General features: G+C 70.0%; 18 protein-coding genes. 13 read left to right on the top strand and 5 right to left on the bottom strand.

Translation table 11 applies throughout. The features are described from left to right. Window positions 1–14 precede the first annotated feature (14 nt). The 10 genes from ACFQUZ_RS25310 to ACFQUZ_RS25265 all read left to right on the top strand — a co-directional run bounded on the left by ACFQUZ_RS25310 (window position 15) and on the right by ACFQUZ_RS25265 (window position 19,430). Window positions 15–1,559: a PhpK family radical SAM P-methyltransferase gene (locus ACFQUZ_RS25310; protein WP_377446456.1), complete on the top strand. Its 1,545-nt coding sequence runs from the start codon at window positions 15–17 to the stop codon at window positions 1,557–1,559. After that, window positions 1,556–6,265, top strand: coding sequence for an amino acid adenylation domain-containing protein (locus ACFQUZ_RS25305; protein WP_377446453.1), 4,710 nt, complete (start codon window positions 1,556–1,558; stop codon window positions 6,263–6,265). The genes ACFQUZ_RS25310 and ACFQUZ_RS25305 overlap by 4 nt, the downstream gene beginning before the upstream one ends. Next, window positions 6,262–10,125, top strand: a complete 3,864-nt coding sequence (locus tag ACFQUZ_RS25300; RefSeq protein ID WP_377446451.1) for an amino acid adenylation domain-containing protein — start codon at window positions 6,262–6,264, stop codon at window positions 10,123–10,125. Before ACFQUZ_RS25305 ends, ACFQUZ_RS25300 begins: the two co-directional genes overlap by 4 nt. Before the next feature lie 29 nt (window positions 10,126–10,154). After that, window positions 10,155–11,192, top strand: coding sequence for a guanitoxin biosynthesis L-enduracididine beta-hydroxylase GntD (gntD, locus tag ACFQUZ_RS25295; protein ID WP_377446449.1), 1,038 nt, complete (start codon window positions 10,155–10,157; stop codon window positions 11,190–11,192). A 1-nt stretch (window position 11,193) separates the two neighbouring features. Further along, window positions 11,194–12,552 (top strand): MFS transporter, encoded by a 1,359-nt coding sequence (locus tag ACFQUZ_RS25290; protein WP_377446447.1) that lies wholly within the window; start codon window positions 11,194–11,196, stop codon window positions 12,550–12,552. Further along, a complete protein-coding gene (locus tag ACFQUZ_RS25285) occupies window positions 12,549–14,852 on the top strand; it encodes a lantibiotic dehydratase (protein ID WP_377446445.1) in 2,304 nt (767 codons plus the stop codon). Before ACFQUZ_RS25290 ends, ACFQUZ_RS25285 begins: the two co-directional genes overlap by 4 nt. Next, window positions 14,849–17,374, top strand: coding sequence for a penicillin acylase family protein (locus tag ACFQUZ_RS25280; protein WP_377446443.1), 2,526 nt, complete (start codon window positions 14,849–14,851; stop codon window positions 17,372–17,374). Before ACFQUZ_RS25285 ends, ACFQUZ_RS25280 begins: the two co-directional genes overlap by 4 nt. Next, window positions 17,371–17,907 carry a hypothetical protein gene (locus ACFQUZ_RS25275; protein ID WP_377446441.1) on the top strand — a complete coding sequence of 179 codons (537 nt, stop codon included), beginning with the start codon at window positions 17,371–17,373 and terminating at the stop codon, window positions 17,905–17,907. Before ACFQUZ_RS25280 ends, ACFQUZ_RS25275 begins: the two co-directional genes overlap by 4 nt. A 102-nt stretch (window positions 17,908–18,009) precedes the next feature. Beyond that, complete coding sequence (locus tag ACFQUZ_RS25270) at window positions 18,010–18,168, top strand: hypothetical protein (RefSeq protein WP_377446439.1); 159 nt, start codon at window positions 18,010–18,012, stop codon at window positions 18,166–18,168. Between the two features lie 170 nt (window positions 18,169–18,338). Next, window positions 18,339–19,430 (top strand): IS630 family transposase, encoded by a 1,092-nt coding sequence (locus ACFQUZ_RS25265; protein ID WP_377446437.1) that lies wholly within the window; start codon window positions 18,339–18,341, stop codon window positions 19,428–19,430. Window positions 19,431–19,947: 517 nt separating this feature from the next. Here ACFQUZ_RS25265 and ACFQUZ_RS25260 read toward each other — a convergent pair. Further along, window positions 19,948–20,532 carry a GNAT family N-acetyltransferase gene (locus ACFQUZ_RS25260; protein ID WP_377446435.1) on the bottom strand — a complete coding sequence of 195 codons (585 nt, stop codon included), beginning with the start codon at window positions 20,530–20,532 and terminating at the stop codon, window positions 19,948–19,950. A gap of 41 nt (window positions 20,533–20,573) precedes the next feature. On the opposite strand from ACFQUZ_RS25260, the gene ACFQUZ_RS25255 reads away from it, so the two are divergent. The 3 genes from ACFQUZ_RS25255 (at window position 20,574) to ACFQUZ_RS25245 (ending at window position 22,084) form a co-directional block, all read left to right on the top strand. Then, a complete protein-coding gene (locus tag ACFQUZ_RS25255) occupies window positions 20,574–21,131 on the top strand; it encodes a helix-turn-helix domain-containing protein (protein ID WP_377446433.1) in 558 nt (185 codons plus the stop codon). Window positions 21,132–21,321: 190 nt separating this feature from the next. Then, window positions 21,322–21,789 (top strand): hypothetical protein, encoded by a 468-nt coding sequence (locus ACFQUZ_RS25250; protein ID WP_377446431.1) that lies wholly within the window; start codon window positions 21,322–21,324, stop codon window positions 21,787–21,789. After that, a complete protein-coding gene (locus ACFQUZ_RS25245) occupies window positions 21,782–22,084 on the top strand; it encodes a transcriptional regulator (protein ID WP_377446429.1) in 303 nt (100 codons plus the stop codon). Before ACFQUZ_RS25250 ends, ACFQUZ_RS25245 begins: the two co-directional genes overlap by 8 nt. A 292-nt stretch (window positions 22,085–22,376) precedes the next feature. On the opposite strand, the gene ACFQUZ_RS25240 is transcribed toward ACFQUZ_RS25245, so the two are convergent. The 4 genes from ACFQUZ_RS25240 to ACFQUZ_RS25225 all read right to left on the bottom strand — a co-directional run bounded on the left by ACFQUZ_RS25240 (window position 22,377) and on the right by ACFQUZ_RS25225 (window position 24,591). After that, a complete protein-coding gene (locus ACFQUZ_RS25240) occupies window positions 22,377–22,892 on the bottom strand; it encodes a putative immunity protein (protein ID WP_377446427.1) in 516 nt (171 codons plus the stop codon). Beyond that, entirely contained in the window at window positions 22,889–23,509 is a 621-nt protein-coding gene (locus tag ACFQUZ_RS25235) for a putative immunity protein (RefSeq protein WP_377446425.1), read from the bottom strand. The genes ACFQUZ_RS25240 and ACFQUZ_RS25235 overlap by 4 nt, the downstream gene beginning before the upstream one ends. Window positions 23,510–23,599: 90 nt before the next feature. Next, complete coding sequence (locus ACFQUZ_RS25230; RefSeq protein ID WP_377446423.1) at window positions 23,600–24,013, bottom strand: nuclear transport factor 2 family protein; 414 nt, start codon at window positions 24,011–24,013, stop codon at window positions 23,600–23,602. Window positions 24,014–24,216: 203 nt separating this feature from the next. Then, window positions 24,217–24,591: a nuclear transport factor 2 family protein gene (locus ACFQUZ_RS25225; protein WP_377446421.1), complete on the bottom strand. Its 375-nt coding sequence runs from the start codon at window positions 24,589–24,591 to the stop codon at window positions 24,217–24,219. Window positions 24,592–24,633: the final 42 nt, after the last annotated feature.

Below are 24,633 nucleotides of genomic sequence, written 5' to 3'. Positions count from 1 at the left end.
CCGGAGGAATCGAGATGGACGAGCGTCGAGACCTGGACTGCGTTCTCATCGGCCCGCACGAGCTCGACTTCGACGAGTACGAGGCGAGCCTGCGCGAGATGGGCACCGACTCGATCGCCTACCGCGTGCTCAAGGCGAACTCGACGGTGCACCGCGGCCGGCGGATGACCTACTACGACCTGCTCAACCGGATGCTCGCTGAGGACACCGGCGCGAACCCGGGCCTGCACGTCTGCAAACTGCCCGGGCTGGCGGTCGCCCACCTGAAGACCGCCGTGCACCGCACCGGAATGGTGGCCGAGGAGGTCAACTTCTTTACCTGGGAAAAGGACCGCCTGGTCGACCTGCTCGCGCAGCGGCCCCGGGCGGTCGCGATCACCAGCACGTTCTACGTCGACAACACTGCGCTCACCGAGATCGTGGCGTTCGTCCGCAAGCACGACGACGAGGTTCCGATCATCGTCGGCGGACCGCACATCCTCAACGTGCACAACGCCTACGACGTCGATGCGCGCGAGTTCATCTACCGCACCATCGGTGCGGACATCTACATCAACGACTCCCAGGGCGAGCACACGTTCACCCAGGTGCTGCGGGCGCTGCGTACCGGCCGGTCCGGCCTGACCCTCGTACCCAACCTCTCGTACACCACCGACGGGCACAGCTTCACCCACACCCGCCGGTCGATCGAGGAGAACCCGATCGCCGAGGCGGTCGTGGACTGGTCGCTGTTCGACCCCGGCTTCTACTCGCCTACCGTCCAGATGCGCACCGCGCGCAGCTGCGCCTACTCCTGCGCCTTCTGCCAGTATCCCCAGCTGGGCGGGCCGCTGAGCCTGAACGCCATCGAGGACGTCGAGGCGCAGCTGCGCACCTTCGCCGAGGCCGGCGTGCAGAACGTCGTCTTCATCGACGACACGTTCAACGTGCCGTTCCCGCGGTTCAAGAAGCTGCTCCGGATGATGATCAAGAATCGGTTCCCGTTCAACTGGTTCTCGTTCTTCCGCTGCGCAAACTCCGACGACGAGGCCTTCGACCTGATGGCCGAGAGCGGCTGCGCCGGCGTCTTCCTCGGCCTGGAGTCCGGCGACAACCGGATCCTCAAGAACATGAACAAGTCGGCCAGCGCCGAGAAGTACCGGCGCGGCATCGGTCAGCTCAACGACCGCGGCATCCTCAGCTTCGCCTCGCTGATCGTGGGCTTCCCTGGGGAGACCGACGAGTCGGTGCGCACCACCATGGAGTTCATCGCCGAGACGCGGCCCACCTTCTACCGCGCCGAGATGTATTACCACTATCCCGCGGTGCCGATCGCGAAGCAGGCCGACGCCTACGGGATCAGGGGCACCGGCTACCACTGGCGGCACGACACGATGACCGCCGAGGAGGCCTGCGCCGCCGTCGAGACCATGTACCGCACCGTCGACGGCTCGCTGGTCATGCCCGGATACATGTTCGACTTCTGGTCGATCCCCTACCTGATGGGCCAGGGCATGGGTCGCGAGCATCTGACCGCCTTCGTCCGCCGCGCCGGTGAAGGGCTGGTGAAGTCGCTGTGACCACGCTGAACGAGCGCATCCAGGGTTTGCCCCTGGACAAGCGTGCCGAGCTGGAGCGACGGCTGCGGGCCGGCGCCGAGACCACCGTCACGGACCGGATCGCGCGCCGTGACGACCCGGCGGCTCCTGCCGAGCTGTCCTTCGCCCAGCGCCAGATCTGGTTCCTGCATCAGGTACGCCCACCGTTCACCCCGCCCAGCGTCGTGGAACTCACCGGCGACCTCGATGTCGGCGCCTTGCGGTCGGCGTTCAGCGGCGTCGTCGAGCGGCACGAGGCACTGCGCACCGTGATCGAGGTGTACGACGGTACGCCGAAGCAGCGGGTGCTGCCGCCCGCCGAGGTGCCCCTGCCCGTACAGGACCTGCGCCACTCGACCCCGGCCGACCAGGACGTCGCGGTCGCGCTGGCCGTGCGGGAGGAGACCTACCACCCGTTCGACCTGACCCGCGACCTGATGCTGCGGGTCCGGCTGATCCTGCTCGCCGACCGGCGTCACCTGCTGCTGCTCACCACCGACCACATGGCCATGGACGCGTGGTCGTTCGGCGTGCTCGTCCGGGAACTGGGCGCGCTCTACGCCGCCGCAACCACCGGCGCGCCCTCACCGCTCGCCCCGCTGCCGATCCAGTACGCCGACTTCGCCGCGTGGCAGCACAAGCGGCTCCGGGGCGAACGGCTCGCGGAGCAGCTCGCCTACTGGCGCGACCACCTTGGCGAGCAGCCGCCGCGACTGGAGCTGCCGGCCGACCGGATCCGGCCGGAGGGGCAGGCACGGTCCGGCGCCTCCCACGACCGGCCGGTGCCGGCCGACCTGGTGCGCCGGGTCAAGCAGCTGGCCGTCCGGGAGAACGCCACGGTGTTCATGGTGATGGTCGCCGCAGTTGCCGCGGTGCTGCACCGCAGCACCGGCCAATCCGACCTGGTGCTCGGCTCGACCACTGCCAACCGGAACCGGGCCGAGACCGAGGCACTGATCGGCAACTTCGTCAACACACTCGCGCTGCGTGTCGACGCCTCCGGCGACCCGACCTTCCGCGAGCTGCTGGGCCGGGTGCGGCGCGCGGCGCTCGGCGCGTACGAGCACCAGGAGCTCCCGTTCGCCAAGCTCGTCCAGGAGTTGCAGCCGGACCGTGACATCAGCCAGGCACCCCTCGTCCAGATGGTGGTCAACTACGACAACACACCGCACGCCGACATGGAGCACGGCGGCCTCCGGCTGCGGCTGCGGCCGGTGCACATGGACGTCGTCCACTTCGACCTCACGCTGAGCGTGACCGCCGCGCCGGACCGCGCGGGGGCCACCTGGGAGTACAACACCGACGTCTTCGACGCCGAGACTATCCGCCGGCTCGCCGAACGCTGGGAGAACGTCCTGGTCCAGGCGGTCGTCGAGCCCGAGGTCCGGATCGGCGACCTGGAGATGCTCACCGACGCCGACCGCCGCGACCTGGCGGCGTGGAACGACACGGCAACCGAGCTGCCGGCCACCACGATCCACGAGCTGATCGCACAGCAGGCGGCCCGCACGCCGGACGCCCTGGCCGTGGCCCTGGCCGGCGCTACGCTGAGCTACGCCGAGCTGGACGAGCGCGCCAACCGCCTGGCCCACCACCTGCACGGGCTCGGCGTGAGGCCCGGGACGCTGGTCGGCATCTGCGTGGACCGCTCGCTGGAACTGGCGGTCGCCATCCTCGGTGTGCTCAAGGCCGGTGGCGCCTACGTGCCGCTGGACCCCGACTACCCTGTCCAGCGGCTGGCGGGCCTGCTCGCCGACGCAGCCGCGCCGGTGATTCTGACCCGGCGACATCTCGCCGATCGACTGCCTCCGCACGAGGCGCGGGTGGTGGCGCTCGACTCCGGCTGGGCCGAGATCGCCGAGCAACCGGGCACCGCGCCGGCGCCGCTGGCCGGGCCGCGTGACCTCGCCTACGTCATCTACACCTCGGGATCCACCGGGCAGCCCAAGGGGGTGCAGGTCGAGCACCAGTCGCTGGTGGGCTACGCGCTCGCCGCGGTCGAGGCGTTCGACCTGGTGCCGGTGGACCGGTTCCTCCAGTTCGCCTCGCTCGGGTTCGACGTGCTGGTCGAGGAACTCTTCCCGACGTGGCTGGCTGGGGCGGCCGTGGTGATGGTGCCGCAGCGGGTGCTCAGCGGCGGCGAACCGTTTCTGCGCCTGATCCGCGAGGAACGGCTGACCCTGTTCGAGCTGCCGACCTCGTTCTGGCACGAGTGGGTGCAGACGCTCGTCGAGACCGGCACGACGCTCCCCGGGCATCTCCGGCTGGTGATCGTCGGCGGCGAACGGGTGCTGCCCGACCGTCTGGAGCGATGGTTGCGCACCGGCGTGCCGATGACGCACGTGTTCGGGCTCACCGAGACCACGGTCACCACGACCACGTTCCGGGTGCCGGCCGACGCCGGACCCGAGGTACGGCAGAACCTGCCGGTCGGGCGGCCTTGGCGCAACATGCGGATCTATGTGCTCGACGACCGGATGCGGCCGGTGCCGGTCGGCGTGCGCGGCGAGCTCTACATCGGCGGGGTCGGCGTCGCCCGGGGCTATCTCAACCGGCCCCAGCTGACCCGGCAGCGGTTCGTGCCGGACCCGTTCGCCACCGACCCGGCGACCCGCCTCTACCGCACCGGCGACCTGGTGCGCCTGCGGCACGGCGGTGACCTCGAGTTCATCGGACGGATCGACACCCAGGTCAAGATCCGTGGGCACCGGATCGAGCCCGCCGAGGTGGAAGCCGCGCTGGCGGGTCATCCGTACCTGCGCGAGCTGGTCGTCGTGGCCCGCGAGGACACACCGGGTGACCGGCGGTTGGTCGCCTACGTGGTGCCGATTGTCGGGCACGAGCCCGACGCCGGGGAACTGCGCCGCTTCCTCGAGCCGCTGCTGCCCGCTCCGTTGATCCCGTCGATCTTCGTGACGCTCGACGCGCTGCCCGTGACAACCCACGGCAAACTCGACCGGGCGGCGCTGCCCGCCCCGGACGGTAACCGCCCCCGGTTGGCCGAAAGGTTCGTCGCGCCGGAAGGCGAGGCGGAGTCGGTGCTGGCCCGGATCTGGGCCGAGGTGATCGGCGTGGACCGGGTCGGCGTGCACGACAACTTCTTTGAGATCGGCGGCGACTCGATCCTCAGCATCCAGATCGTCAGCCGGGCACAGGCCGCCGGCCTGCAGCTGACCGCGATGGACATCTTCCAGTACCCGACCATCGCCCAGCTGGCCCCGCGCACCGTGGCCGGCTCCGGCGAGGCCGCCGACCGTGGCCCGCGAACGGGCCCGTTCCCGCTGTTGCCGCTGCAGCGATGGTTCTTCGACCAGCGCCGCCCGGCACCGCAGCACTGGACCATGCCGGTCACGCTGCAGGTCCGTGCCAGCTACCCGCCTGAGCTGCTGCAAGAGGCGCTTGACCGGCTGCTGCACCACCACGACGGACTGCGGCAGCGGTTCCTCCAGGAGCCCGACGGCACGGTCGCCGGCCGGGTGGTCGAGTCCGGCGAACGGTTCCCGTTCGAGGTATTCGACCTGTCCGACGTTCCCGCCGGGCAGCGCGCGGCCCGGTTCGCCGAGGTGGCCGCCGCCCTGCAGACCCGCCTGGATCTGCGTGACGGCCCGCTCGCCCGCGCCGTGCTGGTGCGCCTCGGCGGCGCGGAACCCGACCGCCTGCTGGTCACCGCCCACCACCTGGTCGTCGACGCGTTGTCCTGGCGGATCCTGCTGGCCGACTTCGTAGCCATCTGCGCGGCGCTCGAGCGCGGTGAGCCCGCGTCGCTGTCGCCTGGAACGACCTCTTTCATCGGCTGGGCACAGTGGCTGGAGCGGTACGCCGCGTCGCCGGAGCTGGCCGCGCAGGCCGACCACTGGAAAGCGGTACACGAGTCCGCGGCATCCCCGCTGCCGCTCGACCTGCCGCACGGCCGGGCCCGTAACACGGCCGGCACGGCCAAGGTGGTCACCGCCGAGCTGGGCGCCGAACTCACCGACGACCTGCTGCACCGGGCCTCGGCGGCCTACCACACCCGGATCAACGATCTACTGCTCACCGCGCTCGGGCGGGCCCTGGCCCGGTGGACCGGCGACGCCGGGCACCTCGTCGAGCTCGAGAGCCACGGCCGGCAGCACGCAGACGGTGTCGACCTGTCCCGCACCGTCGGCTGGTTCACCGCGGTCCACCCGGTGTTCCTGGACACGCCCGCGGACGAAGACCAGGCCAGCGCCGTCAAGCGCGCCAAGGAGCACCTGCGCTCGGTGCCCGCGGGCGGCATCGGCTACCTGGCACTGCGGCAGTCCGGCGCGCTTCCCCCACCCGCGGTGGAGCCGGACGTCGCGTTCAGCTACTTCGGTCAGATGGACCAGGCGTACGCGCCCGACGCGCCGTTCGCCCCCGCCGACGAGCCGCCCGGCCCTGTCGAGGATCCCCGGGCCCGGCGCACGCACCTGCTCGAGATCTCCGGAGAGGTGCGGGACGGCCAGCTGCGGCTCGGCTGCCGCTACGGCGGCCGCACCCACCGCCGGGAGCGGGTGCAGCGGCTGCTGGACGACTACATCGCCGAACTCACCGCGCTGGTCGAGCACACCCGGGCCGGCACGCCGGCCGCGCTCACCCCCTCGGACTTCCCCCAGGCGCGGCTCAGCCAGTCCGCGCTGGACAGCTTCCTTACCCGGCTGACCGGCGATCAGGGAGACGACCGATGACCGCGAACGCTATCGAGGACATCTACGAGCTGTCGCCGCTCCAGCAGGGCATGCTCTTTCACTGCCTGTCCGCGCCCGACGACCGGGAGATGTACGTCGCGCAGCGCGGCTACGATCTGCACGGCCGGCTGGACGCGGAAGCGCTGGCGAAGGCGTGGCGCGACGTGGTCGCCCGGCAATCCGCGCTGCGCACCACCTATCACTGGCAGGGGTTGGACAAGCCGCTCCAGGTGGTGCACCGCGACGCCACCGTCGACCTCGACGTGCTCGACTGGCGCGACGTGCCGGGGCCGGAGCAGCGCGAGCGGCTGGAACGGGCGATGGCCGACGACCGGGCCGCCGGCTTCGACCTGGCACAGGCGCCGCTCATGCGTCTCACCCTGGTGCGGCTGGCCGAGGAGCGGTTCCACTTCGTCTGGACCCACCACATGATCCTGCTGGACGGATGGTCGGTGCCGCTGGTCGTCCGCGAGATCATGCTTCGCTACGCCGAACTCACCGCCGGGGGCGTCGCGTCCGGGCCGGCGCTGCGACCAGCCCCGCCGTACCGGGACTATATTGCCTGGCTACAGACCCAGGACCAGGCAGCGGCCGAACGCTTCTGGCGCACGGCGCTAGGGGAGGTGCCGACCGCGAACCTCCTTGCCGGCGGGAACGCCGCGGGCGCGGCGGCCACGGGCGCGACGGTCGCGGTCGAGGAGATCACGATATCCACGGCCGACACCGCCGCGCTGAAGGACCTCGCCGCCCGGCACCGGGTCACGCTCAACACTGTCGTGCAGGCGTGCTGGGCGCTCGTACTCGCTCGGCACACCGGCGGCGAGGAGGCCGTGTTCGGGATGACCACCTCGGGCCGCCCTCCGGCCCTGCCGGGCGTGGAGGGCATGATCGGCCTGTTCATCAACACGCTGCCGCTGCGGGTAACGGTGCCCGGCGACGGCGTACGGGTGGGCGCCTGGCTAGCGCAGACGCAGCAGCGTCAGTCCGCAACCCGGCAGTACGAGTACAGTTCGCTGCCGCAGATCCGGTGCTGGAGCGGGGCGCCGCAGGGGCGGCCCCTGTTCGACAGCATCGTGGTGTTCGAAAGCTATCCGGTGCCGGCCGAGGTCCGCCAGGCGGTCGGCGACCTGCGGATCAGCACCAGCATCTCGGTCGAGCGGACCAGTGAGCCGCTGACCGTGGTGGCCTCCGCCGAGCCCGACCTCACGATCCGCCTGCTGTACCACACCGACCGCTTCCACCGTGGGCTAATCCCCGCCATTGCCCGCCAGGTGCACACTGCGCTGCAACATCTCATCCAGCACCCCGACGGCACGGTCGACGACATCGCCCTGGTCACTCCGGATGACTACGCCCGTGACTCCGCGAGATGGAACGACACCCGGCGCGAGTATTCGGGAGCGGCGACCCTGCACGGGCTCATCACCGACCAGGTGGACCGTACCCCCGGCGCGGTCGCGGTGTGGTCCGACGGCGAGGAGGAGACCTACGCGGGCCTGGACGCGCGCGCCGAACGCCGGGCGGCGGCGCTGCGGGCCCACGGCGCCGGGCCCGGGAGCATTGTCGCCGTGAGCGCGGAGCGCTCGCTGGACCTCGTGGTCAGCCTCCTCGCCGTGCTCAAGGCCGGGGCCGCCTACCTGCCGCTGGACCCCCGGCTGCCCGCGGAACGGATGCGGCTGATGCTGGACGACAGCGGCGCCGCCCTGGTGCTCGCTGATCGTGACCTGCCGGTGAGGCACCCTGTCCTGCTGATGCAGGACGCCGATACGCCGATTGCCGGTGCACCGCCGGCGGTGTCCGGCAACGACCTGGCGTACGTTATATACACCTCCGGCTCGACCGGCACGCCCAAGGGCGTACCGATTGCGCACCGGCAGATCCGTAACCGGCTGCTCTGGATGCAGGAGACGTTCGGTCTGGGTGCGAACGACCGCGTGCTGCAGAAGACGCCTTACGACTTCGACGTCTCGCTGTGGGAGTTCTTCTGGCCGCTGATCACGGGTGCCCGGCTGGTGCTCGCGGCACCGGACGGGCACCGCGATCCCGCCTATCTCGTGCGGACGATCGCCGAACAGGCGATCACCACCGTCCATTTCGTGCCGTCGATGTTGCGCCACTTCCTCGACGAGCCGGGCGCCGGCGGGTCCGACACGCTGCGGCGGGTATTCAGCAGCGGCGAGGCGCTCCCCGCCGACCTGCGCGACCGGGTGCGCCGCGACCTGCCCGCCGCCGCTCTGCACAACCTGTACGGCCCGACCGAGGCGACCGTCGACGTCACCTGGTGGGACTGCTCCCGCCCAGCTCCCGACGGGGTGGTGCCGATCGGCTTCCCGGTGGGGAACACCGAGATCCACGTGTTGGACCATAAGTCCCGCCCGGTGCCGGTGGGCGTCCCCGGCGAGCTGTGCATCGGCGGCGTGCAGGTGACCGCCGGCTACCTCCACCGCCCTGAGCTGAACCGGGCCGCGTTCGTCGACGGGCCTCGACGGCTCTACCGCAGCGGCGACCTGGCCCGGCGGCTGCCGGATGGCGCGCTGGATTACCTCGGCCGCCTGGACCATCAGGTGAAGATCCGTGGGCTGCGGATCGAGCCGGGTGAGATCGAGGACGCGCTGCGCCAGCATCCGCAGGTCGAGGCGGCCGCGGTGGTGGCCTACGCTGCGGACGGCGGCGACCCACGGCTGGCCGGCTACGTCGTGCTGGCCGATCCCCGGCCGGGCGCCGGCGACCTGCGCACTCACCTCGCCGCGCGGTTGCCGGCCCACCTCGTGCCGGCGGTGTTCGTGCCGCTCGACGCGCTGCCGCTGACCGCCAACGGCAAGCTGGACCGTGCGGCGCTGCCGGAGCCGGCGGCGACGATCACCGCCCCGGCCCGCGACGGCCGCCCGCTCAGCCCGGCGGAGGCGCGGATCGCCGCGGTCTTCGCCGACGTGCTCGGCAGCGGCCCGGTCGACGCCGAGGACAAGTTCTTCGACCTTGGCGGCGACTCGTTCCAGGCGATCCGTGCGGTGCGCGATATACCGGGCGCCAGCGTGGCGATGCTGTTGCAGCACCCCAGCCCTCGCACCCTTGCTGCGGCGCTCGACGATCCTGCTCGCGGGCCCGAGGACCTGCTCGTGCCGCTCACCCCGCAGCGCGGCGCCGCGCTACGCACGCTGATCTGCGTCCCGTACGGCGGTGGGCACCCGATCGCCTTCCGCGCGCTGGCCGAACGGCTGCCGGAGACGACCGCGGTGCGCGCCGTCCGGCTGCCCGGCCGCGACGCCGGTGACGAGGAACTGCAGCCGCTCGAGACCGTGGCCCGGGGCGTCGTCCGGGAGATCCTCGACGGCGTCGACGGGCCGCTCGCCCTATACGGGCACTGCATCGGCGTGGCGCTGACCACCCGGACAGCCCAGCTGCTGCAGGAGGCCGGCCGCCCGGTGGACCGCGTCTTCCTCGGCGGCTCGTTCCCGTTCCCCACCCGCAAGGTGCTCGGCTTCGAGCTCATCCGGCTGGTGCCGTTTCGCCGCCGGGAAAGTGACGAGCAGCTCATGCGCTACCTGCAGTCCCTCGGCGGCTTCGAGGACGTCGTCGACGCCGGTGAGCTGACCCGGCTGATGGCCGCCTTCCGGCACGACGGGCAGGGCGCCGGCCGCTGGTTCACCGCGCAGTACGACCAGGGCCCTGTCCGCCTGGACGCCCCCATCACCTTCGTCGCCGGGGACGCCGACCCGGAGACCCGGCACTTCCGGCGCCGTTTCCGGGAGTGGGAACGGTTCAGCCGCTCGGTCGATCTCGCGGTCGTCCGCGGTGGCGGCCACTACTTCGTCAAGCACCACGCCGCCGAACTCGCGGCCATCGTCGAGCACGCATGGTGACGCCATCCGCACCGCATGAGGAGTTGAGAATGCACACGAAGGCCCTGACGGAGCAGGAGAACGCCGAGATCGCGGCCGTCATCGACGAGGTGACGGCGCGCTACCACAGCGTCGAGGATCCCGAGCTGGTCCGCGCGGCGAATCTCTACGCGCACGAGCTGCCCCGGACGTTACGCGAGTTCATGGCCACGTTCCGGCTCGACGAACCGTCCGGCATCTGCCTGGTCTCGGGCTTCCCGGTCGACGACGAGCAGATCGGCGACACCCCGTCGCACTGGGAGCACAAGCGCGCCGACGCGCTCTCGCCCACCTTCCGGCAGGAGGCCTTCTTCCTGCTCTGCGCCTCTCTGCTGGGCGACGTGTTCGGCTGGTCCACCCAGCAGAACGGCTTTCTCATGCACGACGTCATGCCGATCAAGGGGCACGAGAAGCAGCAGGTCGGCACCGGCAGCGAACAGGTGCTGTGGTGGCACACCGAGGACGCGTTCCACCCGTTCAAGGGCGACTACGTCTCGCTGATGTGCCTGCGCAACCCGGACGGGGTGGCGACCACGGTGGCCGAGGTGGACGACATCCCGTGGGCGGAGCTCGACCTGGAGGCGCTCTTCGCGGCCCACTACACGATCCGCCCGGACGAGTCGCACCTGCCGAAGAACCGCACCGCGGACGCCGGCGGGGATCCGGCCCGGGCCGCGCTGCTCGACAACGCCTACGCCCGGATCACCCGGCTGGAGGAGAACCCGCCGCGGCGACCGGTGCTCACCGGCGACCGCACGCTGCCGTACATGTGCCTTGACCCTTACTTCATGTCGACAGACCACCTCGACGAGCGCAGCCGCGCGGCGTTCCAGCAGCTGACCGCCGCGATCGACAAGGTGCTCAAGCCCGTGGTCCTGCAGCCGGGCGACTCATGCTTCATCGACAACCTGCGCGCGGTGCACGGCCGGCAGCCGTTCGAGGCCCGTTTCGACGGGCGGGACCGCTGGCTCAAGCGGCTCAACATCACCCGGAACCTGCGCGGCTCCCGGGAGGCGCGAGCCTCCAGCGCGGCACGAGTGATCTTCTGACGTGCGCACCTTCCTGCGGCTGTGGTCCGGCCAGGCGGTATCCCTAGTCGGCTCCGCGCTGACCAGCTTCGCGCTCGGCGTCTGGGTCTACCAGGAGACTGGGTCGGTGACCCGCCTCGGCCTGGTCTACCTGCTGGTGTTCCTGCCGGGCATCCTGGTCGCGCCCTTCACCGGCGCGCTGGTGGACCGGCTCGACCGGCGCGCCGTGCTGCTGACCACGGTGTCCGGCGGCCTGCTCAACGTACTGGCGCTGGCTGCGCTCCATCACGCGGACGCGCTGCGTTCCGGGCACGTCTATCTGACCTCCGCGGTCACCTCGGTGCTGATCGCGGTGCAGACCCCGGCGTTCGCGGCCAGCGTCGGACCGCTGGTCGGCCGCAGCGGGCTGGGACGGGCCAACGGTCTGGTGATGCTGGCCCACTCGGTTGCCCAGATCGCCGGGCCGCTCGCCGGCGGGTTCCTGCTCCAGGCAGTGAACCTGGGCGGAGTACTGATCATCGACGGGGCCAGCTATCTGATCGCGCTGATCAGCCTGCTCACGCTGCGTCTGCCCCGACCCGCCCCGGCCGGCCCCGGCAGCGGCACCGGTACGTCCACCGGTTTCGGCGAAGGTGCCAGCGGTCGCATCGGTCTGCTCGCCGAGACCGCGGTCGCGTGGCGCTACGTCGCCGCCCGCCACGGACTGGTCGCGCTGCTGGTGTTTTATGCCCTGCTGAACTTCGGGGTGGGCTTCGTCGACGTGCTCATCACCCCGCTCGTGCTGGGTTTTGCGTCCACATCGGCGCTGGGCACGGTGCTGGCAGTCGGGGGCCTCGGCATGGTGATCGGCAGCGTGACCATGGGCGTCTGGGGTGGACCGGACCGGCGAATCCACGGTGTCCTACTGTTCTCGCTCATCCTCGGTCTCGCGCTGTGCGCTGGTGCACTAAGGCCGAATCTTGGATTGATCGCCGGTGCCGCGTTCGTCTTCCTGTTCTGCTCGGCGATCATCAACGCCGCAAACCGCAGCTTCTGGCAGCTCAAGGTGGAGCCCGGCATGCAGGGCCGGGTGCTGTCGCTAGAGAACATGGTGGCGACCGCGCCGCTGCCGATCGCGTACCTGCTGGCCGGGCCGGCCATCGAACAAGTCTGCCGACCACTGCTGAGCAGCGACACCGCGTTCGCCCACGTGACGGGCTCCTTGATCGGCGGCAATGGACCGGACCGCGCAATCGCGCTTCTGCTGCTCGGCTCGGGCATTCTGGTAGTTGGCGCGTCGATAGCCGGTTACTTCCACCCCCGCCTGCGGCGGGCCGACGATGAACTGCCGGACGCGTTGCCGGACCGGCCCGTCCTCACTGCTACCGAGGGGACGCGATGACCGCCCCGGACCTCGTCGCACTCGGCGGCACCGGCTGGCGGCTCTGGCCGGACGCCGCGCTGCGCAGCGCTGGCTTCCCGGTGGCTGGGCTCGACGGCTTCTGCGACCCGGCGCTCGCTGGCGCCGCCGATCGACCGCACGACCGCACGGGGTACCACGCCGAGTTCGCCGCGGCCGAGACCCGCCTGAGCGCCGCGGTCCGCCGGGCGGCCGCCGACCCGCTGCTGCGCGAGGCGGTCGCCTGGCAAAATCCCACGCTGGTCGGCACCTGCCTGGACAAGGCGGCCCGGGGCGAGCCGCGCAACGTGCGGGGCCGCAACCACGAGCTCGCGGTCGCCGGCTACGTGCAGCGCTACACGCACAAGAACGACACCGTCGGCTTCTTCGGGCCGGTGGGCTGGGCGTCGCTCGACCCGGACGCCGCCGGGCTGGAGACCGAGCCCGGCCCGGGACTGCTGCGGCGGCGCGCCACCTACTTCGAGACGTGGGCGGTAGACGCGGTCGCGGACCTGCTCACGGCCCGTCCCGAGACGGTGCCGTGGCTGACTCCGGTACTCAGCCCGGCCGCCGCGCTGTCAGGGCGGGTACTGCGGCTGCCGCTGCGCCGGCCGACGCGGCTGGACGTACCGGAGGCACTGCTGCTGCATCTGTGCGACGGCACGCGGAGCGTACGAAAGATCGTCGCGGCCGCGACCACCCCGCACCCGAAGCGACCCACCCCGGCCTTCGCCGATCCGGAAGCCGTTCTGGCGGCCCTGTACCGGCTGCGTGACCTCGGTGCACTGAGGATGGACCTACGCGGTCCGGTACACGCGCGCCCCGAGATGCAGCTCCAACAGCGCTTGGAGCAGATCACCGACCCCGAGGTGCGCCGCTCCGCGCTCGCCCCGCTCGCCATCCTGGTGGCGGCCCGGGACGCGGTGAACGCCGCCGCCGGAGACTCCGAAGAGGTGCTCGCCGCCATCGAGGCGTTGGGCGAGACGTTCCACCGGCTCACCGGCGAGGTGCAGACCCGGCGGCACGGGCGTGCCTACGCCGGCCGCACCCTGCTCTATCACGACACCGTCCGCGACGTGCGGGTCCGGGTGGGCCGCCCGGTCCTCGACGCGTTGGCGGCGCCGCTCGGCCTCGTACTGGACAGCGGACGCTGGCTGACCGGCACGGTCGCGCAGCGCTATCACGAGCTGCTCGCCGGGATCGTCCGTCGGCACGACGGGGTCATGCCGCTGGTACGGCTCGTGATGGTCGCCGCCCCTGACCTTACCGCGACCGTCGCGAAGACCCTGCCGCCGCCGGTCACCGACGTGGTCACCGAGTTCCAGCGGCGCTGGGCCCGGCTGCTCGGCTTACCACCGGACGGCCGCCGCCACCACGTCCGGGTCGCTGACGTCGCGGAGCTCGCCGCCGAACTGTTCCCGCCGCTGCCGCCGCGCTGGGCAAACGCCCGGCAGCACACCCCCGATCTGATGATCGACGCCGCGGATCCGCGGGCGATCCGCCGGGGCGACTTCCAGCTCGTGCTCGGGGAGATCCACCTGGCGATGAACACGCTGGAGAGCCGCCTCTTCGTCGAGCAGCACGACGACCCGGCCCGGCTGCTGGCGCTGGCCGAGCGGGACGCCGCGGGACGCCGGGTCTACGCGGTGCAGCGCCGCAGCTCGCCGTTCGTCACCTCGCGCGTGTCACCGCCCAGCGCATTGCTGTCGCCGTCGTTCACCTACTGGACCGCCGGTGACGAGTCGATCGAGTGTCCGGTGCCGCCGCTGCACTCAGCGGACATGACCGTCCACCTGTCCAGTGAGCAGCTCGTCGTGCGCACCGGCGACGCCGAGTTCGACCTGCTCGAGGTCATCGGCGAGATCCTGACCGCGGCGGTGGCCAACGCCTTCCGTCCGGTCCCGGACGTCCCGCACCGCCCGCGCATCACGCTGGACCGGTTGGTGCTGTGCCGGGAGTCGTGGACCAGCGCCGCGGACGACATGCGTTGGGCGTTCGTCAAAGACGAACGGGACCGGTTCGCCGCCGCCCGGGCCTGGACCTCCGTTCGCGGCATTCCCGACCGGGTCTTCGTCAAGGTGCCGGTCGAGGAGAAGCCGAGCGTCGTCGATTTCACCAGCCTGGTGCTGGTCAACGCGATGGCCAAGGCGGTCCGGCGGACCGCCGGGACGGAGGGCGGGACCGTCACTCTCAGCGAGATGCTACCCGGTCCGCATGCTGCCTGGCTGCACGACGCCGAAGGCAACCGTTACACGTCCGAGCTGCGCATGGTCGCAGTCGATCATGGGGAGACCGGCCGATGAGATGGGTCAACGCAGTCCTGGCGGCCGCGGTTTCCGCGCTGCTGCTCCTAGTCCTCGCCGTGGGCGCCGGGACGGTGCCGGCGCTCGGGCCAGCCCTCAACCCCGGTGCCGGGGTGTGGGGCTCCGCAGCGGACGCGCGGCCGGTGCAGTCGCGCACCGTCCAGATCACCGGGATGACGGCGCCGGTCACCGTCGACTTCGACGCCATCGGTACGCCCGCGGTGCGGGCCGGCTCCGACGACGACCTATTCGCCGCACAGGGCTACCTGCACGCGAGCTTTCGGCTGACCCAGCTGGACCTGGAACGGCGGATGGCGCACGGGCGACTCGCCGAGCTGGTCGGTCCCGCGGGCGTCGAGTCCGACACGTTCGAGCTGCAGAGCGGCCTGTTGCGGACGGCCCGGTCCCAGTGGGCCGCCACCGCCCCCGACAGCCCGGCGGCACGGGCCCTCACCGCGTACAGCCGCGGGGTGAACGCCCGCCTCGCGGAGGTGCGCGAGAGTGGCGAGTGGCCGGCCGTGTTCGCGCTCACCGGCGTCTACCCGGAGGACTGGACGCCGGTCGACAGCCTCGCGGTGCAAGGACTACTCAGCCAGAACCTGTCCTACAGCACCCGGTCACTGGACTACGCCCTGCTTCAGGAAGCCTTCGGCACGGCGCGCACGATGCAGTTCTTTCCGGTGAACCCGCCGAACGAGCAGCGACCGTACGATCCCGGCCCGTACCGCAACCTCGGCGTCGACCCGCTTCCAGCCGGCGGGAACGCGAACGCCGCCACACCCGCTCTGGCGCCGGCCGGACCCCCACCGGCGCCCAACCCGCGGAGCACGGCACTGACCGCGACCGCCGCCGCGGACATCCTCGCTACGGTGGACCGACTACCGCAGCCGCGGGTGCACACCTACCCGATGAGCAACGCGTGGGCGGCGAACGGCCCCGTGGTGGAAGGCGGCGCCGCCATGCTCGCCGGAGACCCGCACCTGCAGCTCACCCTGCCGTCGTTCTGGTATCAGATGGCGCTCGCCGCGCCCGGCACCGACGTCGCCGGCGCAACGCTGATCGGGCTGCCCGGCGTGGTCATCGGGCGCAACCGGAACATCGCCTGGTCGATCACCGACGTGCAGAACCAGTCGACGGTCTTCTACGTCGAGAAGACCAGCCCGGACCGACCGGGCGAGTATTTCTGGAAGGGCGCCTGGCGGCAGATGGAGTCCACCTGGCACAGCATCAACGTACGTGGTGCCGCGCCGGTGCGACTCGAGGTGCAACGCACCGTCCACGGCCCCGTCATGACGCAGAAGGGTATGACCACCTCGGTTGCCTGGATGGGTAACTACCACTCCTCCTCGGTGGACGCGATCCTTGCTGTCAACAAGGCCGCCGACTACGGCCAGTTCCGCGCCGCACTCGCCCAATGGCACTCCCCCACGGTCAACTTCGCGTACGCCGACGACCGCGGCGACATCGCGGTCCTCGCGGCAGGCTACTTCCCGGTCATCCAGGCCGACCAGCCGTGGTTCCCGCTCTCCGGCACCGGGGAGCAGGACATCGTGGGCGTCATCCCCTATGGGGCCACGCCCGAAGTGCACAATCCACCCGGTCACGTGGTCGCGACAGCCAACCAACGGCCGGTCGGCGCGAACTACCCCTACTACCTTGGCACGTCGCTGGCCGCGTACGACTCCGGCTACCGGGCGCGGCGCATCTACCATGCGCTGGAGGGCCGCAGGGGGTTGACTACCGAGGACTTCCGCGCGCTGCAGAATGACCTCACCGACGAACTGGCGAGCCTGATCCGCCCGAAGCTTCGAGACGCTCTCACGGCCAGCGCGAGTCCGGCGGAGCGCGCCGCGCTCGATGTGCTGACCGGCTGGGATGTGCGGATGACCGGTGCTTCCGCCGGGGCCACGATCTGGTGGACGTTCTGGGACACCTATCTGCGCGAGGTGTTCGACCCATGGTGGACCGGCGTGAAGGACGTCAGCTCGCTGAAGGTGACGACCGCCCGGGCCGGGCTCAACCAGAACCTGGAGCACTGGACGCTGCGCGACCCCGGCAACGCGGTCTTCACCCCGCCGGGGGCGGCGCGGCGCGACGCGGCCGGCGCCATGCGCGACGCCTTCCGCAAGACCGTCCAGCAGCTCACCGTAGAACTGGGCGCCGATCCGGCTGCGTGGCGTTGGGACCGCGTGCACACCGTAGAGATCCCCTCGCTGTTGGAAGCAGGGCCGCTGGGATACGGGCCCTCACCCGCAGGCGGGCACCGCTGGACCGTCAACTCAGCAGAGGGCGAACGGTCCTCGTCGTTCGGGCCGAGCTACCGGCTCATCGTGGACTGGACCGGCCCCAGCAGCGCTCAGGCATGGTCAATCTATCCCGGCGGGCAGAGCGAGAACCCTGTCTCGGAGTGGTACCGGAACCTCCTGCCGGACTGGGAGCAGGGCAGGCTCCGCGATTTCCCCCTCGCCGGCAACCGGTCCACCGGCGCGCGCTGGACTCTGCGTCCAGAAGGAGCGTCATGACGACCCCGAGATCCCTTCCGGCCAGCGGCGAGACGGCGACGCCCCCGGTCCCCCGTCGCGTACCGCGCTTCCTGGTCCCGGTCGCGGCGACCGCCCTGACGGCGGTGCTCACCGCCGTCACGGATTTGTGGTTCCTGCCGTTCGTCGCCGGACTGGTGCTCGGCCCGCTGGCCCGCGGCCGGGCCCAGGCCGTCGTGCCGGTGACCGCGATGGCCGCCGTTGGTGGGTGGGCCCTCGTGTTGCTGTGGCGCGCCTGGTCCGGCGAGCCGATCGGCGGGGCCGCCCAGGTGACCGCGGCGCTTGCCGGCCTACCGCCGAGCGCTCTGCTGATCATCGTGGTAACCCTGCTGAGCGCCCTGCTGCAGGGGCTGTGCGGGGTATGGCTCGGGCGCAGCCTCACCAGCCTGATTCGGGCCGTCCCACGTGAGGATCGTCGACCCGACCTGCCGTCTGGGCCCGCAGTGTCCCAACCGGCCAGCAACGCTCCGGTCCATCGCACGCCATCATCGCCGACGGAACAGGGCCTATCGTAATGGCATGACTGACCGCGGCGACCCGCCCGATGACCCCTCTGACCACGCCGACTGACTGGCCCATCAAGTCCGGGTCGACGAGGCCATACCATCTATCGGGAGTTGGCCGCCAGCGATGACCGGGACCACCAGCAGATGCTGGAAGGGGGGATGGATGCTGGCTGGCGGAGCGCCCGGGCGGACCTCGCCGGGGCGCTCGGTAAGCTCGGCGGCGTTGACGAGGTGATCGCCGTGTATCGGGCGGGCGATCGACAGCAGTGATCCTTCGGTGATCACCGACTTCACACGCCGACTCGCCGGGCAGGGCCGCCTCGACGGGGCGATGGCGGAGTTCGGACGGTGTTCGGTCAGCGGTCCGTGTCGTACTGGCCACTCGGCGAGCTCCTAGTGTTCCGCGCCGGGAATTCGTTGAATAATTGTAGGATTGGTGAGTGGCGCGCAGAGGTCGGCCGGTGGCCGCGGTGACGTTGACAGATGAGGAACGTGTGACGTTGGTGCGCTGGTCACGGCGGGCCAAGTCGTCGCAGGCTCTGGCTCAGCGGTGTCGGATCGTGTTGGGCTGCGCGGAAGGCAAGTCCAATCAGGACGTCGCCGCGGAGTTGGGAATCTGGCCGCAGACGGTGGGCAAGTGGCGCAACCGGTTCGTCGCCCGCCGGTTGGAGGGCCTGGTCGATGAGGCCCGGCCGGGCGCACCACGGACGATCAGTGACGAGCAGGTCGAGCAGGTCGTGGTCGCCACCCTGGAACGCACACCGACCGATGCCACGCACTGGTCGCGGGCGTCGATGGCGGCCGAGTCCGGGCTGTCCCGTTCCACGGTGGGCCGGATCTGGAAGGCCTTCGGCCTTCAGCCCCACCGGGTGGAGACGTTCAAGCTGTCGAACGACCCGCAGTTCATCGACAAGGTTCGCGACGTGGTCGGACTGTATCTGGACCCGCCGGAGCGGGCGCTGGTGCTGTGCGTGGACGAGAAGTCCCAGATCCAGGCCCTCGACAGATCGGCGCCGGTGCTGCCGATGATGCCCGGCCTGCCCGAGCGGCGCACCCACGACTACGTCCGGCACGGCATCACCCCGTTGTTCGCCGCACTCGACGTGGCAACCGGCCAGGTGATCACCGCGGTGCACCGCCGACACCGGGCCGTGGAATTCAAGAAGTTCCTCGCCAAGCTGGACACCGAAGTCCCCGCCGACCTCGACATCCACCTGATCTGCGACAACTACAGCACCCACAAACACCCCACCGTCAAGCGATGGCTCGCCACACATCCCCGCTTCCACATGCACTTCACCCCCACCTACTCGTCCTGGCTCAACCAGGTCGAACGGTGGTTCGGACTGCTGACCGACAAACAACTACGCCGCGCCACGCACACCTCCCTACGGGCCCTGGAAAACGATCTACGCACCTGGACCGCCGCATGGAACGACGACCCCAAACCCTTCATCTGGACCAAGACAGCCAACGAGATCCTCGACCGACTCGCCTCATATCTTCAACGAATTCCCGGCGCGGGACACTAGCTGTCCGGTTCGGATTCGTCACTTGAACCGGACAGCCCACCGATACCTGACAGGAACCCCAGGTGACACCCGTCATACCAGGAACAGCGGAGCCCCATGGTTGGCCGACGCCCATTGTTCGGTCGCGCGTTCGAGTTTGTCCGGGTTAGCCTGCCTACGACAGGCAGTGATGCCCTCGGCGGTGACCTCCAGGCACATGATCGCGACGACCCCTGCCCGCCGCGACGGCCACAACGGCGGGTTCGCCATTGGCGGTCCAGGCGTATATCTCGGACGAGCCGCCGACGATGGCGCGCTTGGCCTCGGATGGCTTGAACAGGCCCCACAGAAGCCTCGCGACCGCGACGGACCCCTCGAACGCCTTGGTGCGGGCCGACACCTTCCCTCCGCCATCGCCGATCGAGGTGGCGTCCCTGGCGAACAGGCGTACGAGCGCGACGATGGATGCCGGGTTGAACTGCCGATGTCAGTGCGCCTGCGATCCGGCCGTCAGCATCCTTCGGCAAACCAACGGGCGCTACTTCTCCGCTTCCCCAGCGCCCTGCCCTGGGCGCTGGCGCAGGAACTGCGAGGCGCAGTTCTCGTCACGTTCGGTCGGCGGCGAGTTGTCGCTGATCAGGTCGAGTTGAGCGATAGCGACGTCGTGCCATGCGCCGCCCTTCCACCCAATTCGCCGGTGTACGCCCACCGGCTGGAACCCCAGTGCCGCGTGCAGTCCCATGCTGGCGTCGTTGGGCAGGGTCATCTTCGCCACCGCGATGCGGTAGCCGCGTTCGATAAGCCGAGGCAGGAGGGCCTGGTACAACGCGCGGCCAGCACCGGTCCGGCGACGCCCGGTCTCAAGGTAGACGCTGACTTCACACGACCAGCGATACGCCGGGCGGACGGCGAACGGCCCGGCGTACGCGTACCCGATGATCTGGTCGTTGGTCTCGGCCACCAGCCAGGCGTACGAGCCGACGGCCGCCTCGATACGCCGGGACACCTCGGACACAGTCGGCGGCTCGGTCTCGAAGGTGATGGCGGTGGTCAACACGTACGGCCGGTAGATGGCCGCGCAGGCGGTGGCGTCGCCCGGGTCCGCGTCACGGATCGTCAGCATTGTGCAATTATAGTAGACATCACCTCCACTATAGTGGCTGGATGACGGACAGCCTGACCGCGAACATCGCCGCGATCCTGCGTACCACCCGAATCGACCGGGACCTGTCGGTCACCGCTCTTGCCGAGCGCTCCGGCGTCTCCCGGGCAATGATCGCGAAGATCGAGCGCGGCGACGTGCAACCGACCGCCGTGCTCCTGGGCCGCCTCACTGCGGCGCTCGGCCTCACCCTCTCCGAGTTGTTCGCCCGCACCGAGGGTGAGACCCCGCGGCTGGCACGGATCGCGGATCAGACTGTCTGGGTTGATCCGACGACCGGTTACCGGCGCCGCTCGGTATCGCCCGCCGGAGGCTCGGTCCAGTTGGTCGACGTCGAACTGCCGGCTGGCGCGGAAGTCTCTTATCCGGCCGAATCATTCGCGCTAGCAGATCACCAAATTTGGGTGCTGGAGGGCAGCCTGCGTTTCCGAGAGGGCGATGTCGAGCACGACTTGAATTCGGGCGACTGCCTGGAACTCGGAACACCGACTCCAGGGACGTACTGCAACCCCACCGACCAGCCCTGCCGTTATCTGGTGGTGCTCAGTCGACGTCGCTAGGTCCAGTGACGTCTGCCTGGTTGGTGGTGGTTGGGGACCGTGTCGTACGGGTGGTGCTGACTCTGGTTTACCTCGCCGTCGGGATCCTGCCGCCGCAGCGGTGGTGTGACACACGGCACCTGGTCGGCTCCGCTGGAGGGGCGCGCGGCATCACTTGCCGAACCGGAAAGCCACCCATAGGCTTGCCGCCATGGAAAATGACTTCGACCGTCCAACACGAGAGGCCGCTGTCGAGGCCCTGAACACGCTGCACTCCGACCGGGAGCGACTCGCGAACACCGTCGAGGTGCCTCGACTGCTACTGGTCGCCTTCGGCGCCCTCGGCGCGTGGTGGGTCGCCGCGGCGGCCACCACCGACCCAGGCGCCAACTACGAACCACCGACTTCCGGCTGGCTCGCGCTGGTGGGCGGGCTCGTCATCGTGTATCTGATCCGGCGCGAGAGCGGTATCCGCTTCCGGGTTATGGGCGCACGCGCCGGCTGGGCTGTCGCCGGAATCGTCGTGACCTGCCTGGTGCTGTTCAGCATCTCGCTCGGGCTGGTCTCGTTCGACCTGCGGTGGGCCGTGACCGTGACCAGTACCACCGCGTTCCTGGTGACGACCTGGCTGGCGGGAGTCGCCTACCGCTCGGCAATCGCCGAACTGCGCCGTGGCTGAGGCAAGGTTCGACGACACCATCCACGCCCCGACAAGACTGCGCATCTGCGGGCTGCTGAACAAGGCCGACCGCCTGGACTTCGCTGTACTACGTGACGCACTAAGCATCTCGGACGCGACCCTGTCCAAGCACATCAAGACTCTCGCGGACGCGAGCTACGTGACGATCAGCAAATCCGCGTCTGCCAATCGCACCGATGCTCGGCGCGTGACCTGGCTGTCACTCAGCCCAACCGGACGATCCGCGTTCGCCGCCCACATACGCGCGCTCGAGGACATCGCCGGTAGCGCGTGAACGACCTGGCGTGGGCCGCACCTTCGGTTTCGGGGCGCAGGCCGGGCACGGCCCCGGGGTGGGCCTCCCGGCCGCCAGCACCGTTGTCTGGGTAGATCGTTTTCACACAAACTCTCATCGCGGGTCTGCCTGTCAGGCGTACTGATCTGGCCGCTGTCCGCGCAGCGGGCGATCACGGCTGTCCGCGCAGCGGGCGATCACGGCCGTCACGCTTCGTGGACACGTCGAGGTCCCGCGTCGAGCGACGGTGTAGCTGTGCCGGGTCACGTCATCGCTCGCGGCAACGCCCGCCTCAGCAGTGGAACACCGACCAGCAGATGTCGTTGCGCAACGCCTGGTCATCAAGCACCAGTTCGCGGATCGCCTCGGGGAGCTGGTCACGCTGCCACTGGCACTCGACTCGGCCCGCGGCCTCGCCCAGACCTTCCGGCGCCGCCGCACGCACAGCTTTGATCGCGTAGGCGGCCGCGCCGAGCTCATGTGCGGCCACGTGGGCGACGACGCCGGCCTGGCCTGCGGCGTACGCGGCATGCCGTGCTGCCCCTCGCAGGTCTCTGGCTGCTGCCATCGCGTGGCCGCCCGCCGCGCGAGCCTGCATCATCTTGACCTCGCCCCGGGTCCAGGCGCGGGCATGCTCGATCGCGTGACGTGGTCGTAGGTCCCCGGGCCGGGCCGACTCGAAGAGGCCAAGGACGTGCTCAGCACACGAGGCGGCCCAGAGGGCGAGGAGACGGTGATCGGCGTCCGTGAGCGTCCCTCCACGACGGATGGTCACGAAGCGCGGGTCTCGGACCTTCGGAAGGATCATGACTTGCCCACCCTCCCCGCCGAGTCGGCGTCACCCGACGCACAGTGTCCCGGGGGCAGGTCAGCCAGCTGCCTCAGCAAGCGGTCCAAGGTGCTCATCAGCTGGGCGACGCGACTGCCGCCGCTTGGCGCGATCGGGTAGCGGCGGAGAACGTCGATGAGCACTGGTGTTGCCCGCTGCCGCGACCGTTCCAGCAGGGCGTTCCCGATCGTGTGGTCACCGCCCGCCTCGAGTTCCCCGATGCGGGCGACGCTTGCGGAGGCTCGCAGGATGTGGCCGATCTGGCTGGCCCTGGCAATCGGGTGCAGGTATGCGGCCGATGCGGCGTCACCGGCGGATCGCGCGGCCAGCCGCGCAGCCTCGGAGGGTGCGGAGCGGGCGGCGCGATGAGCGTCCAGGGACATGACGCGCTGCAGTTTGGTCCGGTTGGCGCCGTTGACGAACGTCCAAGCCGCGTCGATCGCCGCACGCGGGCGTGGATCGTCTGGAACGGACCGCTCGAAAACTGGCAGGACATCCTCGGCATGCCAGGCCACATAGCGGGCCACGGCCCGCAGTTCGTCCATCGTCAGGTCGAAGTCGCCGGATACGGTGCGAGTGCTCTGGGCCATGCCCATGAATCGTATCCTTGAACCGCCGGTTGAGACTCTGCGACGTATCGCGTGCTCGTCGTTCGAGCCGAGTCGGTCATGGCGCCGACCCTGTGATCACCACCGCTCCACGAGATGTTCCCGGCCCGGCGGCGGATCGTACGGCTCGGGCCAGTAGTCGACGATCTTGCTGATCAATCCATGCTCGGACATCTGGAGCCAGACGCACGCGTCTTGCTGCCCGATGCCAACCTGAACGTCGAGCCACAGGGCGGCGAAGCGACGATCGGCGATCACCCGCCGCACCTGTAGGTGCCAATCACCGGGATACTCGGCGTTGAACCGCAGGAACCCGTCCTTGCCGCGAATGCGCTCCCGGGTCTGCGGCATCTCGTAAACCACATCATCGGTGAGAAGGGCGGCCAACCCGGTCCAGTCACGGCGCTCCAGGAGATCAACGTAGGCACGGGCGGTACGCCGGGATATCGAGGTGTCATCCACGCCGCGGACCCTAACCTTCGCCACCGACATGACGGACCCGTCGGGCCGTACCGCAGCTATGACCGGTATGCCGCGGCCTGAGTAGTCTGGAACTCGTGTCCGGCAGAAGGACGTCGCCGTCAGTTGCCCTGACGGAAGTATGAAGGCCGCCGGCGCTGGCGATCTGGGGTGCGACGCCGGTGGCCCTCGCGCTTACTGAGGTCATCACGGTCAAGCGCCGCTTGACGGTGGAGCTATTCGGACGGGATCGTCCGGGTGGCTTGGGTGACGCGGCGTAGCCGACCGTCGGCAGCCAACTCCCCGAACATGTAGATCTCCGTGGTGAGGGTGCCGCCCTTACGTAGCTCCGCGATGAGCCGGTAGCGGGCGGCGACCTGGTCGCCGTCCACCAGTGCCTGCTCGACCTCGACACGGAGACCAGCTGCCCGTCTGCGGGCCGGACGGATGTGATCCAGCAGCCGTTTCCGGTCCAGCAGCACGCCGTCGTTGACCAGCTCGTAGTCCGGCGTGTGGTAGCGGTCAAGCACGGTCGCCGGATCCTCGTCGCCCAGTCCTGCCTCCCGCGGGTAGCGGATCAGGTAGCTGGTCAGATCGGTACGGGGCGTCATGTAGATCTCCCTGAATACATTATCTTTGACATTGCGTCTAGG

The sequence above is a fragment of the Plantactinospora sp. GCM10030261 genome, assembly GCF_042666615.1.
GTDB lineage: Bacteria > Actinomycetota > Actinomycetes > Mycobacteriales > Micromonosporaceae > KBS50.
Note: the sequence above shows the minus strand (reverse complement) of the source record. Positions and strands in the feature narration are given on the sequence as shown.